The sequence below is a fragment of the Amycolatopsis rhizosphaerae genome, from assembly GCF_007713715.1.
Lineage (GTDB): Bacteria > Actinomycetota > Actinomycetes > Mycobacteriales > Pseudonocardiaceae > Amycolatopsis_E > Amycolatopsis_E rhizosphaerae.
Map to the genome: position 1 here is coordinate 1 of NZ_VJWX01000822.1, position 1,534 is coordinate 1,534.

Genomic DNA, 1,534 nt, shown 5'->3' on the forward strand with positions numbered 1-1,534 from the left:
GCCCCGCTTCAACCCCCGCCCTCGCCCGGAGGACCTCGATGGAGGCGACGATGCCGCAGCCTGAACACCACCCCGACGTCAGCACCGGTGACCCCGCCGGAACGTCTGCCCTTCGCCGCCGGTTGCCACGGTTGCGGCTGGTTCCTGCCGAGCATCCCGCCCGGCAGGCGCCGAAGCCGTTGGGCATCGCCAACGACGGTCCACTCCAAGGAATCGCGCTGCGGGTCGCGGACGCGCGCCACCACATCCACGTCCAAGGGGTGACTGGCGTGGGCAAGTCCACCTGGCTGGCCAACCACGTGCTCGCCGAAGCCGGCGCTGGCCGCGGTGTCGTCTTGTTGGACTGCCAAGGCGATCTGGCCCGCAACGTGCTCGACCGGCTTCCCGCATCGGCCGGTGATCGGCTGGTCATCCTCGACCCCGCCGAAACCGAAGCGCCCCCGGCGTGGAACGTGCTCGCACCACTTGGTGGCCCCAGCGGGGCAAGCGGACGAGACGGCGAGACCGCCCAGCGAGACCCCGAGACGGCACGGCGAGACGGCGAGACCGCGCGGCGAGAGAGCGAGACCGGGCGGGAGTGGGCGGCCGAGAACGTGGTCGGCGTGTTCCGCCACCTCTACGCGGCCTGGTGGGGGCCGCGCATGGACGACGTGCTGCGCGCCGCCTGCCTCACGTTGGTCCGGCGACCGGGTTCCACTCTGGCCGATGTCGTGTCGGTCCTGACACGGCCGGAATTCCGCCGCGCGATCCTCGCCGACTACGGGGAACCGGAGGGGCTGGACGGGTTCTGGGAGAACTACGACGCGCTGTCCGCAGGGCAGCGTAATCAACTCGCCGGGCCGGTGCTGTCCCGCCTGCGGTCGGTGCTCTCTCGCCAGTTCGCCCGCGACTTGCTGGGCACGGCCCGCTCGACGATCAACCTCACCGACGTGTTGGACGGCGGCATTCTGATCGCCCGCCTACCCAAAGGCGAGATCGGCGAGCACGCCGCCCAACTCGTCGGCTCGCTGCTGCTGTCCGGTCTGTGGTCGGCCGCCACCCGCCGCGCCGCCCTGGCCCCCGACGATCGGTGCGACGCGACAATCGTGGTCGACGAGTGCCACAACTTCCTGCATATGCCGATCGGGGTGGAAGACGCGCTTGCTGAGGCGCGGGGCTACCGGCTCTCGCTGGTGCTGGCGCACCAGCATCTGGCGCAACTCCCCGCCGATGTGCGGGAAGCGGTGGATGCCAACGCGCGCAACAAAATCTTCTTCACCGTTTCCCCGAATGACGCGACCAAATTGGTTCGGCATGTGGCACCCTATTTCGACGACCGTGATCTCGCCCGGCGCCCCGCGTTCGAGGTTCTGGCCCGCACCGTGCACCACGGGCACGACGTCCCGCCGTTCACCCTCGCCACGCAACCGCTACCGCCCCCGGTCCCCGGCCGCGCCGAGCAACTCCGGGCCGCTGCGCGACGACGGACAGGCCTCACGGCCGAACAGCGGATGCGGGCCACCCGGCGCCGGCACGTCGGCACCGCTCCCGGCGC

At 71.0% G+C, this 1,534-nt stretch carries 1 protein-coding gene; it reads left to right on the forward strand.

The window, feature by feature from the left end; genetic code table 11:
* Nucleotides 1-50 precede the first annotated feature (50 nt).
* Nucleotides 51-1,534, forward strand: a 1,484-nt coding sequence (locus FNH05_RS37170) for a type IV secretory system conjugative DNA transfer family protein (RefSeq protein WP_186382940.1), incomplete at its 3' end; no start/stop codon positions are given.